This window comes from Microbacterium sp. ER1 (assembly GCF_023383675.1).
In the GTDB taxonomy this organism is placed as follows: domain Bacteria; phylum Actinomycetota; class Actinomycetes; order Actinomycetales; family Microbacteriaceae; genus Microbacterium.
The window spans coordinates 17,609-32,511 of record NZ_QCXO01000118.1; the positions used below are offsets into that span (position 1 = coordinate 17,609).

Annotated in this window: 15 protein-coding genes and 1 tRNA gene; 8 read left to right on the forward strand and 8 right to left on the reverse strand. The window is 71.6% G+C overall.

Annotated features, from left to right (window positions below; translation table 11 throughout):
* Positions 1-2: 2 nt before the first annotated feature.
* Positions 3-995 (reverse strand): DUF2332 domain-containing protein, encoded by a 993-nt coding sequence (locus tag BV453_RS02095; RefSeq protein WP_249520759.1) that lies wholly within the window; start codon positions 993-995, stop codon positions 3-5.
* A gap of 71 nt (positions 996-1,066) precedes the next feature.
* On the opposite strand from BV453_RS02095, the gene msrB reads away from it, so the two are divergent.
* Both msrB and BV453_RS02105 read left to right on the forward strand, forming a co-directional pair.
* Positions 1,067-1,471 carry a peptide-methionine (R)-S-oxide reductase MsrB gene (gene msrB, locus BV453_RS02100; protein ID WP_025105523.1) on the forward strand — a complete coding sequence of 135 codons (405 nt, stop codon included), beginning with the start codon at positions 1,067-1,069 and terminating at the stop codon, positions 1,469-1,471.
* Complete coding sequence (locus BV453_RS02105; protein ID WP_374209020.1) at positions 1,468-2,154, forward strand: nitroreductase family protein; 687 nt, start codon at positions 1,468-1,470, stop codon at positions 2,152-2,154. Before msrB ends, BV453_RS02105 begins: the two co-directional genes overlap by 4 nt.
* Here BV453_RS02105 and BV453_RS02110 read toward each other — a convergent pair.
* The gene (locus BV453_RS02110; RefSeq protein ID WP_249520769.1) at positions 2,151-3,065 is read right to left on the reverse strand and encodes a DMT family transporter; all 915 of its coding nucleotides are present in this window, start codon (positions 3,063-3,065) and stop codon (positions 2,151-2,153) included. The two genes, BV453_RS02105 and BV453_RS02110, sit on opposite strands and share 4 nt — an antisense overlap.
* A gap of 164 nt (positions 3,066-3,229) precedes the next feature.
* On the opposite strand from BV453_RS02110, the gene BV453_RS02115 reads away from it, so the two are divergent.
* Genes BV453_RS02115 through BV453_RS02130 form a run of 4 tightly spaced genes read left to right on the forward strand, consistent with a single transcriptional unit; the run spans position 3,230 to position 6,874 of the window.
* Entirely contained in the window at positions 3,230-4,141 is a 912-nt protein-coding gene (locus tag BV453_RS02115; RefSeq protein WP_025105520.1) for an ABC transporter ATP-binding protein, read from the forward strand.
* Positions 4,138-4,962, forward strand: coding sequence for an ABC transporter permease (locus BV453_RS02120; RefSeq protein ID WP_249520760.1), 825 nt, complete (start codon positions 4,138-4,140; stop codon positions 4,960-4,962). The genes BV453_RS02115 and BV453_RS02120 overlap by 4 nt, the downstream gene beginning before the upstream one ends.
* Before the next feature lie 8 nt (positions 4,963-4,970).
* Entirely contained in the window at positions 4,971-6,209 is a 1,239-nt protein-coding gene (locus tag BV453_RS02125) for a sensor histidine kinase (protein ID WP_249520761.1), read from the forward strand.
* Positions 6,206-6,874: a response regulator transcription factor gene (locus BV453_RS02130; protein WP_085606212.1), complete on the forward strand. Its 669-nt coding sequence runs from the start codon at positions 6,206-6,208 to the stop codon at positions 6,872-6,874. The genes BV453_RS02125 and BV453_RS02130 overlap by 4 nt, the downstream gene beginning before the upstream one ends.
* Positions 6,875-6,881: 7 nt before the next feature.
* On the opposite strand, the gene BV453_RS02135 is transcribed toward BV453_RS02130, so the two are convergent.
* From BV453_RS02135 to BV453_RS02145, 3 genes are all read right to left on the reverse strand, one after another.
* Positions 6,882-7,835: an aldo/keto reductase gene (locus BV453_RS02135; protein WP_249520770.1), complete on the reverse strand. Its 954-nt coding sequence runs from the start codon at positions 7,833-7,835 to the stop codon at positions 6,882-6,884.
* A 193-nt stretch (positions 7,836-8,028) separates the two neighbouring features.
* A tRNA-Thr gene (locus BV453_RS02140) sits at positions 8,029-8,101 on the reverse strand.
* Positions 8,102-8,143: 42 nt separating this feature from the next.
* Complete coding sequence (locus BV453_RS02145; protein WP_025104315.1) at positions 8,144-9,094, reverse strand: thioredoxin domain-containing protein; 951 nt, start codon at positions 9,092-9,094, stop codon at positions 8,144-8,146.
* A gap of 228 nt (positions 9,095-9,322) precedes the next feature.
* On the opposite strand from BV453_RS02145, the gene BV453_RS02150 reads away from it, so the two are divergent.
* Positions 9,323-10,426 (forward strand): ABC transporter ATP-binding protein, encoded by a 1,104-nt coding sequence (locus BV453_RS02150; protein ID WP_025104314.1) that lies wholly within the window; start codon positions 9,323-9,325, stop codon positions 10,424-10,426.
* A 77-nt stretch (positions 10,427-10,503) separates the two neighbouring features.
* The gene (locus BV453_RS02155) at positions 10,504-11,805 is read left to right on the forward strand and encodes a DUF4032 domain-containing protein (RefSeq protein ID WP_025104313.1); all 1,302 of its coding nucleotides are present in this window, start codon (positions 10,504-10,506) and stop codon (positions 11,803-11,805) included.
* A gap of 36 nt (positions 11,806-11,841) precedes the next feature.
* On the opposite strand, the gene BV453_RS02160 is transcribed toward BV453_RS02155, so the two are convergent.
* From BV453_RS02160 to cysS, 3 genes are read right to left on the reverse strand one after another with little or no spacing between them, the layout of a single operon-like run.
* Positions 11,842-12,483: an NAD(P)-dependent oxidoreductase gene (locus tag BV453_RS02160; protein ID WP_060921926.1), complete on the reverse strand. Its 642-nt coding sequence runs from the start codon at positions 12,481-12,483 to the stop codon at positions 11,842-11,844.
* A 15-nt stretch (positions 12,484-12,498) separates the two neighbouring features.
* Complete coding sequence (gene rlmB, locus BV453_RS02165) at positions 12,499-13,503, reverse strand: 23S rRNA (guanosine(2251)-2'-O)-methyltransferase RlmB (protein WP_025104311.1); 1,005 nt, start codon at positions 13,501-13,503, stop codon at positions 12,499-12,501.
* Entirely contained in the window at positions 13,496-14,902 is a 1,407-nt protein-coding gene (gene cysS / locus BV453_RS02170) for a cysteine--tRNA ligase (protein ID WP_249520762.1), read from the reverse strand. Before cysS ends, rlmB begins: the two co-directional genes overlap by 8 nt.
* Between the last annotated feature and the right edge of the window lies 1 nt (position 14,903).

Consider the following 14,903-nt stretch of genomic DNA (forward strand, 5'->3'; position numbering starts at 1 on the left):
GATTAGGTCGTCGGACGGCGATCCCCGGCGCGCCACTCCCACCACGCGCCGAGCGGATCCGCGGCGGCGCGCACGCCGCCGTCGTGCGCGACGACGAAGCCCGGCCAGGTCTCCGCGGCGACCGGTGGCTCCCACACGTCGAGGAGGCTGGGAGGGTCGATCGTGACCCAGTGCGCCGGCAGTCCCGCGATCGTCGCGACGAGCTCCGTCCGCTCCGCCCGCGGGATGTGCACCAGCACACCCGGGGTCGTGATGACCAGAGTGGCGTCCGCCGGAGCCGACGCCGCCAGATCGTCCAGGTGGGCGGCCGCGTCGCCGGCGACGAGGAGCGGAGGGTCGGCGGCGACGATGTCGAGCGCGGCGGTGATGCGCTGTTCCCTCCCCTCCTCCCCCGGCCACACGAGCGCGCGGAGCCAGCGCCGGTCGTCGGCGGCCGCCGCGTCCAGGGGGGCGAGGTCGATGCCCGCGCGCCACACGACCTCGGGCAGGCGCAGCGGCGGCAGGTCTCCGGACACGGTGCTCTCCAGCAGCACCGTCGAGGGGCCATCGAGGGGATCGAGGGCGCGGCGGACGTGTCCGTCACGGTCGGTGAAGCGGAACGAGTAGCGATCGGGGTAGAGGCACAGGCCCGCCGCGGCGCCGATCTCCAGCAGTGCGATCGGCCCGTCGATCTCGGAGAGCACGGGCAGCAGAGCGGCGGTCCGCAGAGGTTCGTTGGTCTGCAGGGCGCGCCGGGTGCACTCGGCGACGAGCCCGTCGGCCTGCGCGAGGACGAACTCACGCCACTGCCGGTACGATCCGTGACCGGCGCCGAGCAGGCGGGACACGGCGAAGACGAGGGGCGGCTGGCGTCGGGTCGGCGGGATCCGTCGCAGAAGCTGCCTGATCTCCGGGTCGGCGGCGACCCCGGCCGCCCACTCCGCGTACAGCGCGCTGCGCCCAGGAGCCTCCGTCGCCGCGAATCGGGCATAGCGCTCCTGCACGGCGTCGGTCATGCGTCCATTCTGACGCGAAGCGCCACCGGCGCTCCGCACGAGAGAGAATGGAGAGGACTCAGGAGGACACGATGCCCTACAGCGTGAACAAGACCGAAGACGAGTGGCGCGACGAGCTCGGCGAAGAGCAGTACGCCGTGCTGCGCCAGGCGGCGACCGAGCGCGCCTGGACGGGTGAGCTGCTCGATGAGGAGCGCGCCGGCCTCTACACCTGCGGCGCCTGCGGTGCGGAGCTCTTCAAGAGCGGCACCAAGTTCGACTCGGGCTGCGGCTGGCCGAGCTTCTACGAGTCGGTCCGGCCGGATGCGGTCGAGCTGCTCGAGGACGACAGTCTCGGCATGGTGCGCACGGAGGTCCGCTGCGCGACCTGCGGTTCGCACCTCGGCCACGTCTTCCCGGACGGCTTCGGCACCCCCACCGGTGACCGCTACTGCATGAACTCGATCGCGCTGAACTTCACGCCCGACGAGTCGTGAGCGCCCTCGACGCCGTCCGCGCACGGCAGTCCTGGTCGAAGGTCGGCGACACCGCCCCGGGGCGCGAGGAGCTGGTGACGCTCGTCGGCGCCGCCGGCCGCGTCGCCGACCATTCCTCGCTGCGCCCCTGGCGTCTGATCGAGCTGCGCGGCGCGGACCGCGAGGCGCTCGGTGCCGCGATCGCCGAGGCCCAGGGAGACGCGGAGCCGTCGACGAAGCCGCTGCGGGCTCCGCTCCTCATCGCGGTGGTCGCGAGCTACCGTCCGAGCGAGAAAGTGCCGCGCTGGGAGCAGGAGGCGGTGGCCTCCGGCGTCGCGCATGTGCTGAGCCTGCTGCTCGATGAGGCGGGGTGGGGCGTCATCTGGCGCACCGGACACTACACGCGCTCAGAGCCCGTGGCGCGCATGCACGGGCTGGGCCCCGACGAGGAGCTCCTCGGCTGGCTCTACGTCGGCGCGAAGCCCGAGGGCAAGAGTCCCGGCAGGCGCAAGACGGTCGACGCCCGCGCGCTTCTCACCCGGCCGCCGAAGCTCTCTCCGGAGGAGCGCGCGGCAGCCGAGGCGGCAGCGCAGGAGGCCGAGAGCAAGAAGGCCGAGAAGAAGGCCCGCAAGAAGGCGAAGAAGAAGGCGAAGAAGAAGGCGAAGAAGAAGGCGAAGAAGGCCGCGAAGAAGAGCCGCTCCTAGAGCCGGCGTCGACGCCAGGGCACCGCGACCAGCACCGAGCCCACCGCCACGATGACCATCGCGATCACCTGCCACAGCGCCGGTCCCGCCTGCGCCGGCCAGAGCAGGTCGATCACGACGGACGTCACGAGCTGCCCGAGCACCGATCCCAGCCCCATGAGCAGCACGCCCGTGTGTGCGACGATGAAGGCGCCGAGCAGGATGTAGCCCGCACCGAGGAAGCCGCCGAGGTAGAGCCAGGGCTCGGTCGGCAGCGCGGCCGGCCACCCCCGCACGGCGACGCTGGTGCCGGCGGCGACCGCCAGGACCAGGGTCCCCGCGATGAAGCTCATCAGGGTGGCGGCGATCGGCGACTGCACGCGCTGGGCCAGCCGACCGTTCGTCGCGGCCTGCCAGGCGATGCCGACACCGGCGGCGAAGGGCAGCAGCAGCATCCACAGCGGGGCGGTCGCCAGCACATCGCCCGAGAGGGAGATCCCCACCGCGGCGAGCGCGAGCACGCCGCCCATCACCCGGCCGGGGGTCACGGCCACGACGCCCGCCGGCCCGAAGCCGATGCGGTCGAGGACGAGGCCGTGCAGGGTCTGCCCTGCCACGACACCCACCGTGAAGAGGGAGACGCCGAGGATGCCCGCCGTCAGCCCCTGGGTGGAGACGGTGAGAGCGCCGCAGGCTCCGCCGAGGAGCATCCAGAACGGGATGCTCCGGTCGCGGATGCCGCGGCCGAGGCGCGCGGCACCACCGCGCACCGAAGGCAGGAAGGAGATGACGACGGCGAGGGCCACGAGCCCCACCGCGAAGGACAGGAAGCCGGCGACGATGCCGTTGTCGACGCGCACGCCCAGGACCCCGTTGATGCGCGCCTGGATCGCGGTCATGACCCCGATCGCGACGGCTCCCCCGAGCGCCAGAGGGGCGGGGAGGCGGCGGGCGGGAGTCACCTCTCGACACTATCGGAGCCTCCGCCGGCACCTGTCCTCCACGGCGCCGTCCTCCCGGAGGACGATCGCACCGCACCGGGGAATCGTCCTCCGGGAGGACGCGCCGCGCCCCGACGGTCCGTAGCGTGGGGACCATGATCACCGCAGAAGGCCTCACCAAGAGATTCGGGGACAAGACCGCTGTCGACGGCGTGTCCTTCACCGTGCAGCCGGGGACCGTCACCGGCTTCCTCGGACCGAACGGCGCAGGGAAGTCGACGACCATGCGCATGATCGTCGGGCTGGACCGTCCGTCGGCCGGCCGGGCGACCGTCGCCGGCCAGGAGTATCGCAAGCTCCGGGCGCCCCTCACCGAGGTCGGCGTGCTCCTCGATGCCAAGGCCGTGCACACCGGACGGACCGCACGCGACCACCTCCGGGCCATGGCCGCCACGCACGGCATCCCGACGTCGCGCGTCGACGAGGTCATCGAGCTCGCCGGCATCGGCGCGGTCGCCCGAAAGCGCGCCGGGAAGTTCTCCCTCGGCATGGGGCAGCGCCTCGGGATCGCCTCCGCACTGCTCGGCGACCCGCACACCCTCATCCTCGACGAGCCGGTCAACGGCCTCGACCCGGAGGGCGTCCGCTGGGTGCGCCAGTTCGTCCGGCATGCCGCCTCCGAGGGCCGGACGGTCCTGCTGTCCAGTCACCTCATGAGCGAGATGGCGCAGACCGCGGACCACGTCATCGTGATGGGACGGGGCAAGGTCCTCGCCGACGCTCCGCTGGCCGAGCTGGTGCGCTCCTGGACGACAAACCGCGTGCGCGTGCGGACACCCCGCCCCACCGACCTCGTGGCCGCGGTGGGCGGTCCGGACGTGGAGATCGTCAGCGCCGCTCCCGATCTGCTCGACATCGCGGGGCTCCCGGCAGCCCGCATCGGCGACCTCGCCGCGGAGCGCGGGATCCCGCTGCACGAACTCACCCCGACCACCGGATCCCTCGAAGAGGCCTACCTCGCCCTCACCGGCGACGCCGTCGAGTACCGCACGAAGGAGCTCTCATGACCGCCGCCCCCGCCGTGACGACCCCGGCCGTCGCGCCCCCTGCCGTCGACTCGGGTCGGCGCCTCACCTTCGCACGCGCCGTGCGCGGCGAGGCGATCAAGCTCATCACCCTCCGGTCGACGTGGTGGTCCATCGCGATCGCCGCCGTGCTGACGATCGGCATCGCCGTCCTCATCGCCCAGGCGATCGATGCCCCCGGGTTCGACCCGATCCAGGCCGTCGTCATGCCGATCCAGTTCACGATGCTGCTCGCCGGCATCATCGGGGCGATCTCGGTCACCGGCGAGTACTCCACGGGCATGATCCGCTCGACGCTGACCGCCGACCCGATCCGCGGGTCCGTGCTGCTGGCGAAGGCCCTCGTGCTCGCGGGCTTCCTGTTCCTGTCGTCGCTGGTCATCTTCGGCGCCGCGGCGGCCGCCGTGTCCGCCGTGGTCGCAGGACGGGAGCAGGGCATCGACTGGTCGGACCCCGCGGCCTCCGTCCTGCCGATCGTGGTCGCCTCCCTCGCCATGGCCGTCTTCGCGCTGATCGGCGTGGCCTTCGGCTTCATCCTGCGCTCGGGTGCCGGAGCGATCGCGGCGACGGTCGGTCTGCTGTTCGTCCTGCCGATCGTCGCGAGCTTCTTCGCGATGGCGGGAGAGGCCTGGGCCTGGGTGATCGACGCCTCCGCCTACCTCCCCGTCGCCGCCGCGCAGAGCGCGATCCTGCCCGGTGAAACGGCGACGCTGGATGCGCCGGTCGCCTTCCTCACCCTCGGCTGCTGGGTGGTCGGCGGTCTGCTGGCCGCGTGGGCCGTCCTTCGCACGCGCGACGCGTAGGAGACCGGGTGCCGGCGAAGCGACGCGGAACGGACACGGTCCGGGAGGACGAGGGGCTGCGGCTCCCTCGTCCTCCCGGCGTGTTCCGGCGTTTCTGGGCGCGCCATCCCGTCCTCGCCGACGTCCTGCTCACCCTGATCTGCATCGTCCTCACGATCACACCCGCCGCGCGCGTCGACGATGCCGACCGCGGCCCCGTCGGGCTCGTGCTCGCCGCCCTGCTGCCGCTCTGCGTGGTCGCCGCCTCCGCCACCCTGCTCTGGCGCCGACGGAAGCCGTGGCTCCCGGCGATCGCGGCGATCCTGCTCGACGTCTTCCTCCTGTTCACCGCGCTGCCGGGGAGCAGCCCGCTGCTGCTGTTCGCCGGCTACTCCCTCGCCGTCTACCGTTCCACCCGTGCCGCGTGGACGGCTTTCGGCATCGGCGTCGCCGCCAGCGCCTCGGGAGCCGGGCTTCTCCTCTGGGCCGGCATCTTCACACTCCAAGAGGCGGTCAACGCCCTGCTCGGCACGGTCGTGCTCGGCCTGATCGGCACCCTGATCGGCGCGAACGTCGGCAACCGGAAGCGCTACCTGGACGCCGTCATCGACCGCTCCCGGCAGCTCCTCGTGGAGCGCGACCAGCAGGCGCAGCTCGCCGCTGCGGCGGAGCGGGCGCGGATCGCACGCGAGATGCACGACATCGTGTCGCACTCCCTGACCGTGGTCGTGGCGCTGTCCGAGGGAGCGGCCGCCACCCCGGACCGCGAACAGGCGCGCGCGGCGGCCACCTCTGCGGCGGACACCGCCCGCAGCGCGCTCACCCAGATGCGGGCGATGCTCGGGGTGCTTCGGGACGACGACGCCCCGCTCCTCCTCGCGCCGGTCTCGCCCGCATCCCCGCAGGAGACCGTCGCGGCCGCGCAGCGGACCGGGTATCCGGTGACCCTCGCCACCACCGGCCACGCGGACGTCTCGTCCGACGTCGCCCACGCGCTCGGCCGGATCGTGCAGGAGGGGCTGACGAACGCGATGCGGCACGCGCCGACCGCGACCGCCGCATCCGTGCGACTCGAGTACACGCCCGCTTCCGTGGTCGTCGAGATCGTCAACGACGGCGTCGCGGGCTCTCCGGGCGAGGGAGGCTTCGGTCTCCGGGGTCTCCAGGAACGCGCCGCCCACGTCCACGGCACACTGGAGTCGCGGCCGGACGGTGCGGGCCGATGGATCCTTCGCGCCGTGCTGCCGACAGAGGAGGAGAACAGATGACATCACCCATCCGCGTGCTCCTGGTCGACGACCAGGAGCTGATCCGCCTGGGGTTCCGCATGGTCCTCGAGGCGGAACCCGACATCGTCGTCATCGGGGAGGCCGCCGACGGGAGGGCGGCGATCGCGCAGAGCGCCGCACTCGCCCCCGACCTCGTGCTCATGGACATCCGGATGCCGGAGCTCGACGGGATCGCGGCGACGACCGCCATCGTCGGCGCGCATCCCGAGACGAAGGTGCTCGTCCTCACGACCTTCGATCTGGACGAGTACGCCTTCGGCGCGATCCGGGCCGGTGCCAGCGGGTTCCTCCTGAAAGACGCCCAGCGCCAGGAGATGCTCTCCGCCGTCCGTGCCGTCCATCGCGGAGACGCCGCGCTGGCGCCGCGGGTGACCCGCGTGCTGTTGGAGCACGTCGGCTCGCAGCTCGGAGCCAGCGCTCTCGACGAGGTCGACGACGCCGGGTACCGCTCCCTGACCGAACGCGAGCGCGAGGTGTTCATCGCGATCGGCCAGGGGCTCACGAACGCCGAGATCGCGGCGTCGCTCTACGTCGGCGAGTCCACGGTGAAGACGCACGTCGGGCGGATCCTGGCGAAGCTCGGGGCGCGGGACCGGATCCATGCCGTGATCCTCGCGCACCGGCTCGGCCTCGTCGGTCGGTGAGAGCGGGTCAGCCCTGCGGCGGCGTCCAGGCCGACACGCGGTTCAGGCGCTCGACCTCCTCGGACGACAGCTCCAGCCGCGCTCCGGCGAGCAGATCCGGCACCTGATCCACCGTCCGGGCACTCGCGATGGGCGCGACCACGGTCGGCTGCGCACGCAGCCAGGCCAGGGCCGTCGCGGCGACCGAGGCGCCGTGCGCTCTGCCGATCTCGTCCAGCGCGTCGATGATCCGAAGTCCCGCCTCGGTGGCGTACTTCGCAGCGCCGGCGGCCCGCGGAGACCCCTCTCCCCCGGCGTCCGTCGATCGGTACTTGCCGGTGAGGAAGCCGCTCGCCAGCGCGTAGTACGGCACGAGGCTCAGCCCGAACTCCTCGGCGACGGGGATGATGGTGTCCTCGACGTCGTTGCGGTGCACGAGGTTGTAGTGCGGCTGGACGGCGACCGGTCGCGCGACGCCGAGGCGGTCCGCGATGTCGATCCACTGCCGGATGCGGTCGGCGGTGTAGTTGGACACCGCCACGTGCCGCACGAGCCCGTCCGTGACGAGGGCGCCGAACGCCTCGACCGTCTCCTCCAGCGGCACGGACTCGTCGTCGAAGTGCGCGTAGTAGAGGTCGATCTCGTCGACGCCGAGACGAGCGAGCGATGCCTCCGCCGCGCGGCGCACGTTCCCCGCCGAGAGACCGCGGAAGGCGGGGTGCTGGCTGACCTTGGTCGCGACGACGACGCCCTGGGGCTTCCGCGCCGCGAGCCACGCTCCGATGATCGTCTCGCTCTCGCCGCCCTCGTTGCCGGGAACCCACGCACTGTAGGAGTCCGCCGTGTCGATGAAGTCGCCACCCCCGTCGACGAAGGCGTCGAGGACGGCGAAGGAGGCGTCACGGTCGGCCGTCCAGCCGAACACGTTGCCGCCGAGGGCGAGGGGGAAGACGTCGAGGTCACTGGAGCCGATGCGGGTCATGTCCGAGACAACCGCGATGAGCGGCGCGAACATTCCCGCGGTGACGCGAAAAGATGCGCAGGTGGCCGGGGCGGGGTGCCGACCACCTGCACCCCAGTAACATAACACCCTCCGAAGTGATACGCGATATGCGGGCGCGCGCCAACGCGCCACGCAGAGGCGCCGCGATCACGCGGAGGGGTCCGTCAGAGAGAGCCGACTACGGGACTCGAACCCGTAACCCCCGTATTACAAGTACGGTGCGCTACCAATTGCGCCAAGTCGGCGGATGCCATCACAGCTTAGCGATGGCCGGGACGCTCGACGGACTACTTCGCCGGCGCCGAGGTGGCGGTCGGGGTGGGCGTCGGAGACGTCGACTCGTAGTAGGCCTCGCTGGCGACGGACATGACGAACGTCGACAGCTCCTGCGGGTCGTCCAGCGCCCCGACGTACGCCTCGCCGTTCACGACGATCATCGGGGCGGCGGTGAGCACGAGGTCGTCGGAGCCGGGGAGCGGCCCCTCGAGCGCGCGGGTCGTCGCCTCCTTCGCCCAGCTGACGTAGTCGCCGTCCTGGATGCACGAGCGCACGGTCTTGGCGTTGTCCACGCCGACGGCGCCCGCGAGGTTGGCGAGCTCCTCGTCGGACATCCCGTCGCTGCCCACGTCGGGCTGGTCGTCGAGGAGGTCGTGGTTGAACGCGTAGAACTGGTCCGGCGAGTGCGTCGCCACGCAGGCGGCGGCCGCGGCGGAACGCAGCGAGTACTTCGTGCCGTTGGAGCTGGCGGTGAGCAGAGCGACCGGGTGGTAGCTGACGGTCGCGGCGCCGTCCTCGATCCACTGGGCGAGCAGACGGGCGTTGGCGCGCTCGAACTTGCCCGCGTCGGGCGAGAGGTAGTCGACGTAGACGTGCACCTCGACGGCGCCGGCCGCGGACGGCTCGGGCGACGGCGTCTCGCTGGCGCCGGCCTCACTGGGCTCGGGGTCCGGTGTGGGGGACGCGGTGCCGGCGATCGCGGCGGAGGCGATGTCCGTCACCACGACGCCGTCCGCCTCCATGCCGCTGGGGCTGAGCTGCGGCTTGGACGTCTGCGAGGTCACGGCGAGCGTCACGGCGGTCCCGATCGCACCGACCGCGATGATCGCGACCGCACCGATGATGATCCGTCGCATGAGACGCGCCCGCGACTGCTGGGCGTGCACCTTCTGTGCCTTCTCCCGCACGGCCTCGCGCGAAGTGCGAGGGGCGGGGACGTTCGGCGTTTCGTCGCTCGACATCGTTCCTCTTGAGTCTCAGGGGGTCCGGGTTGGCCCCGACCACCGTCGGGCGGTGATCGCCGCTGCGCACGGCCGGGTTCGATGCTAACCAGTGAGGCTGAGAAATACCCAGGTGCGGCCGTTCGTGCCATACTGATCCCGACCCGATGGAGGGTCACGGCGGGTCGCTCCGCCGCTTCATTCACTACGGATCGTCCGGCACGTACCTGCCGGTGAAGGAGAAACACGATGGCATCTGTGACTTTCGACGAGGCCACCCGCCTGTACCCCGGCGGCACCCGTCCGGCTGTCGACAAGCTCAACCTCGAGGTGGGAGACGGCGAGTTCCTCGTCCTGGTCGGTCCCTCCGGTTGCGGTAAGTCCACCTCCCTCCGCATGCTCGCCGGCCTCGAAGAGGTCAACTCCGGCCGCATCCTCATCGGTGACCGCGACGTCACCGACGTGCCGCCGAAGGACCGCGACATCGCGATGGTGTTCCAGAACTACGCGCTGTACCCGCACATGACCGTCGCGGAGAACATGGGCTTCGCGCTCAAGATCGCCGGCGTCGGCAAGGAGGAGCGCGCCGCGCGCGTCCTCGAGGCCGCGAAGCTCCTCGACCTGGAGCAGTACCTCACCCGCAAGCCGAAGGCCCTCTCCGGTGGTCAGCGTCAGCGTGTCGCCATGGGTCGCGCCATCGTGCGTCAGCCCCAGGTCTTCCTCATGGACGAGCCGCTGTCGAACCTCGACGCCAAGCTCCGCGTCCAGACCCGCACGCAGATCGCGTCGCTGCAGCGTCGTCTCGGCGTCACCACGGTCTACGTCACGCACGACCAGACCGAGGCGCTCACGATGGGTGACCGCATCGCCGTGCTCAAGGACGGCCTGCTCCAGCAGGTCGGCTCCCCGCGCGACCTGTACGAGAAGCCGAACAACGTGTTCGTGGCCGGCTTCATCGGCTCCCCCGCGATGAACCTGTTCAGCGCCGACCTCGCCGACGGCGGCGTGCAGTTCGGCACCGAGGTCGTGCCGCTGGACCGCGACACGGTCGGCCGCGCGTCGGGCTCGCAGGTCACGGTCGGCGTCCGCCCCGAGGACATCACGGTCGGCCCGGCCGACGGTCGCGGCCTCTCGGTCGTCGTCGACCTCGTCGAGGAGCTCGGCGCCGACGGCTACCTCTACGGCCACACGGAGATCAACGGCAAGCGCACCGACCTCGTCGCCCGCGTCGACGGCCGCAACCACCCGAACGCCGGGGAGACCGTCACCCTTGCCGCGAACCCGGGTCACGTGCACGCGTTCGACCTCGAGTCGGGCGACCGCCTGAACGACAAGCCGGTCGTCTCGGCCTGATCTGACACTCCACCGCGGCGCGGGCTGACTTCGGTCGCCCGCGCCGCGTCGTCTCCCCGGCACCCTCAGGAGCCCCCATGCAGGAATCCCTCCGGATCACCGCCAAGACGGTCGACCCCGGTCTGCTCGCTCTGCCCTGGTCGACGCCTCTGGAGAAGTGGCCCTCCGAGCACATCGTCTCGCTGCCCAAGGGCCTCTCCCGCCACCTCGTGCGCTTCGCGGATCTCTCCGGGCGCGTGGTGGCGGTGAAGGAGACGACGACCGAGATGGCGCGCCGGGAGTACGAGATGCTCGGCAACCTGTCGCGACTCGACGTGCCGTGCGTGGAGCGCGTCGCGGTGATCGCGGGGCGCACCGACTCGTCGGGGGCGCCGCTCCCCGCGGCCCTGGTCACCTCACATCTGCGCTTCTCGATGCCATACCGGGCCCTCTTCACCCGGGTGCTCCGCCCGGACACGGCCACGCGCCTCGTCGACGCGCTCGCCCTGCTGCTCGTGCGTCTGCACAACGTGGGCTTCTACTGGGGAGACGTCTCGCTCTCGAACACGCTGTTCCGCCGGGATGCCGGGGCGTTCGCGGCGTACCTCGTCGACGCGGAGACCGGCGAGCTGCACGAAGAGGGCCTCACCGACGGTCAGCGCGCCTACGACCTGGACCTCGCGCGCACGAACATCGCGGGGGAGATCATGGACCTCGCCGCGGGCGGCCGCCTGGAGCATGGGGTCGACGCCGTCGCCATCGCGGACGGCATCGTGTCGTCCTACCGCTCCCTCTGGGCCGAGCTCACCGCGCAGGAGTCCTTCTCCGCCGCCGAGACGTGGCGCATCACGGAACGTGTCGAGCGTCTCAACGCCCTCGGCTTCGACATCGACGAGATGTCGATGTCGACGACCGCCGACGGCACGGTCGTGGAGATCCAGCCCAAGGTCGTCGATGCCGGGCACCACCAGCGCCGACTCATCCGCCTCACCGGTCTCGACGTCGAGGAGAACCAGGCCCGGCGGCTCCTCAACGACCTCGACGAGTTCCGTGCCCGCTCCACCAAGCAGTGGGCGGACGAGGAGATGTACGCGCACGAGTGGCTCACGCGCGTCTTCGAGCCCGTCGTCCGCGCGATCCCGTACGACCTGCGCGCCAAGCTGGAGCCGGCCGAGGTGTTCCACCAGGTGCTCGAGCACCGCTGGTACCTGTCGCAGGCGCAGGGACGCTCTGTCGCCCTCGCGGAGGTGCTGACGAGCTACATCAACGATGTGCTCCGCCACCGGCGCGACGAGGCCACCATCATGGGGCCGCCGACCGAGACGATGGGCCTCCCCGTCGTCACCGGCACGCTCGCGCTCGGCGACGACGACGAGGTGGACTGGCGCGACCTCGTCTGAGACCGTGCCCGCCGGTCGGCGCCGCGCCGGACGGCGTCAGTAGCCGACCGTGAACCGCTCGCGGTGGTGGTTGCCCTGCTCGATCTCGTCGACGATCGCGACGGCGAAGTCCGCCCCGGAGATGTACGACTTCCCGTCCTCGTCGCGGACGAGGACGTCACCGCCGTCCCGGTAGTGTCCGGTGCGCTCCCCCTCGGCCCACGGCCCGAAGACCTCGGCAGGGTGCACGAAGAACCAGTCCAGGCTCTCCGCGGTGCGCTCCAGGAGCGCGAGCGAGTCGATGCCGACCTGCGCCTCGTGCTTGTACTCCTCGGGGAACCCCTGATCGAACAGTCGGGGGCCACCGGGCGCGACGAGGCTGCCGCCCGCGCCGCCCACGACCCCGAGCCGGGTCTCGGTGCCGTCGAGCAGCGCGACCACGTTCGTCAGCGCCTCGAGGACACGGTCCTCCATGTCACCGCGCGGCGAGAGCGCGGAGACCACGGCATCGGCACCCGCGAACGCCTCGGTCAGCGTCGCGGGGTCGAGCGCGGACCCCTGCACGTACGCCGCACCCGCGACCGGATCCGCGGGGGTCGAGCGCGAGATGGCGACGACCGCGTGATCGCGGCTCACCGCCTCCGCGACGATGTGGCGCCCGGCGTAGCCGGTTCCTCCCAGGACGATGATGCGGGCCATGCGTGTTCCTCTCGGTCAGTCCGCGGCGCGGACGGTCGCGACCTGGTACAGCGCGACCGAGGCCGCGATGCCGGCGTTCAGCGACTCGGTCGCCGCGGAGATGGGGATGGAGACGATCTGGTCGCAGGTCTCGGTCACGAGGCGGGACAGGCCCTTGCCCTCCGAGCCCACGACGATGACGACGGGACGGTCCGCCAGCTCCAGCGCGGGCAGCGAGACGTCGCCGTCACCGTCGAGTCCGAGCACGAACACGCCCTGCTTCTTGAACTCCTTGAGCTGCGTGGTGAGGTTCGACGCCAGGGCGACCGGGATGCGCGCCGCCGCGCCCGCACTCGTCTTCCACGCCGCGGAGTTCACACCGGCGGAACGGCGCTGCGGCAGGATGATGCCGTGGCCGCCGAACGCCGCCGTCGAGCGGATGATCGCACCGAGGTTGCGCGGGTCCGTGATGCCGTCGAGGGCGACGAACAGCGGCGTCTCGCCACGGTCGATGACCTGCTCCAGGAGGTCCTGCGGGTGCGCGTACTCGTACGGCGGCACCTTGAGGGCGACGCCCTGGTGCACGCCGTCGAAGCCGGCCATGCGGTCGAGCTCCTGGCGGGTGACCTCGAGCACCGGGATGTCGCGGTGGGTCGCGATCGACAGCATCTCCTTGACGCGGTCGTCCATCTCGACGCGCTGCGCGATGTACATCGCCGTCGCCGGGATCTTCGCGCGCAGCGCCTCGAGCACGGAGTTGCGGCCGGTGACCGTCTCGGTGTCGGTGGTGTTGTCCTTCGACCGGGCGCTGCGGTTCGGATTGCCTCCGGACGCGGGGCGCCCACCGGGCTTGCCCTTTCCGCCCGCAGCCGCGTAGCGCTCGGCCGCGGCCTTGCGCTTACCGGCGGGGTGCCACGCGCGGTCCTCCGCCTTCGGCGTGGGGCCACGCCCCTCGAGCGCCTTGCGCCCGAGACCGCCGGTGCCCTTGGTCGGGCCCTTCTTGTTTCCCTTGCTCGCGCCGGGGCGCCCTGGCTTAGCCATCGATACTCCAATGAGTTCCGGCCGGAGTGTCCTCCAGCGTGATTCCTGCGGCGGCGATCGCGTCACGGATGCGATCCGCCGCCGCCCAGTCCTTCTCCGCGCGCGCGGTGGCGCGCTGCGCGATCATCTCCTGCACCAGCGCGTCCAGCGCCGCTGCCTGCGCGCCCCCGGCGGCGCCCGATCCCGTGCGCGGGTCCAGACCGAGGATCCCGGTCATGGCGAGCACCGCCCGCGCCGAGTCCAGGGCCGTGCCGGTGTCGCCCGCGTCCAGCGCCGAGTTCCCGCCCCGCACGCTCTCGTGCACGACGGCCAGCGCCTGCGGCACGCCGAGGTCGTCGTCCATCGCCTCGACGAAGGCGTCGGGCAGGCTCCGTGCGTCCTTGGCACCGATCTCCTCGCCGGCCGCGCGGAATGCGCGATCGAGGAAGGAGCGGATACGGCCGAGCGCCGCGTCCGCCTCCGCCCAGGACGATTCCGAGAGATCGAGGCTCGACCGGTAGTGCGCGGCGGCGAGAGCGTAGCGCACGACCAGCGGATCCCGCTCCGCGAGCACGTCCCGCGCGAGGGTGAAGTTGCCGAGGGATTTCGACATCTTCTGGCCGTCGACGGTCACGAGGCCGTTGTGCACCCAGTAGCGGGCGAAGCCGTCACCCGCGGCCGTCGACTGCGCGAGCTCGTTCTCGTGATGAGGGAACCGCAGGTCGAGGCCGCCGCCGTGGATGTCGAACTCCGCGCCGAGGTACCGCTTCGCCATGGCCGAGCACTCGATGTGCCAGCCCGGACGCCCCGGCCCCCACGGCGACGCCCAGGTCGCATCGGCGGGCTCGTCGGGCTTGGCCCCCTTCCACAGGGCGAAGTCCTGGGGGTTGCGCTTGCCCCGCGGGTCGGCGTCCTGCGCCGCCTCCATCGCGTCCACCGACTGATGGGTGAGATCGCCGTAGGACGGCCAGGAGCGCACATCGAAGTACACGTCGCCCGACCCGTCGGGAGCGGGATACGCGTGGCCCCGGTCGATGAGCAGCGCGATGAGCTCCTGCATCTGCGGGACGGAGGCCGTCGCCCGCGGCTCGTACGTGGGCGGCAGGATGCCGATGCCGGCGTAGGCCGCGGCGAACTCCTGCTCCATCCGGTAGGCGAGCGCCCACCACGGCTCGGCGTCCGTGGCGTTGGCGAGCACCTTGTCGTCGATGTCGGTGACGTTGCGCACGAAGGTCACGCGGCCGTGGCGGTGCGTCAGCCAGCGGCGCAGGAGATCGAAGCTCAGGGCCGCGCGGACGTGGCCGATGTGCGGGCCGGACTGCACGGTGGGTCCGCACACGTACATCGTGATGTTCTCGGGATCGAGAGGCACGAAGTCGCGCAGCAGCTGTGCGCGGGTGTCGTAGAGGCGGAGAGTCACC

Excerpts from the sequence above, each read along its gene's own strand:
- BV453_RS02160 (WP_060921926.1), bottom strand. The coding sequence starts at position 12,483 with ATGGCCCGCATCATCGTCCTGGGAGGAACCGGCTACGCCGGGCGCCAC.
- BV453_RS02150 (WP_025104314.1), top strand. The coding sequence starts at position 9,323 with ATGGCATCTGTGACTTTCGACGAGGCCACCCGCCTGTACCCCGGCGGC.
- rlmB (WP_025104311.1), bottom strand. The coding sequence starts at position 13,503 with ATGGCTAAGCCAGGGCGCCCCGGCGCGAGCAAGGGAAACAAGAAGGGC.
- BV453_RS02145 (WP_025104315.1), bottom strand. The coding sequence starts at position 9,094 with ATGTCGAGCGACGAAACGCCGAACGTCCCCGCCCCTCGCACTTCGCGC.
- BV453_RS02115 (WP_025105520.1), top strand. The coding sequence starts at position 3,230 with ATGATCACCGCAGAAGGCCTCACCAAGAGATTCGGGGACAAGACCGCT.
- BV453_RS02155 (WP_025104313.1), top strand. The coding sequence starts at position 10,504 with ATGCAGGAATCCCTCCGGATCACCGCCAAGACGGTCGACCCCGGTCTG.
- BV453_RS02135 (WP_249520770.1), bottom strand. The coding sequence starts at position 7,835 with ATGACCCGCATCGGCTCCAGTGACCTCGACGTCTTCCCCCTCGCCCTC.
- msrB (WP_025105523.1), top strand. The coding sequence starts at position 1,067 with ATGCCCTACAGCGTGAACAAGACCGAAGACGAGTGGCGCGACGAGCTC.
- BV453_RS02130 (WP_085606212.1), top strand. The coding sequence starts at position 6,206 with ATGACATCACCCATCCGCGTGCTCCTGGTCGACGACCAGGAGCTGATC.
- BV453_RS02120 (WP_249520760.1), top strand. The coding sequence starts at position 4,138 with ATGACCGCCGCCCCCGCCGTGACGACCCCGGCCGTCGCGCCCCCTGCC.
- BV453_RS02095 (WP_249520759.1), bottom strand. The coding sequence starts at position 995 with ATGACCGACGCCGTGCAGGAGCGCTATGCCCGATTCGCGGCGACGGAG.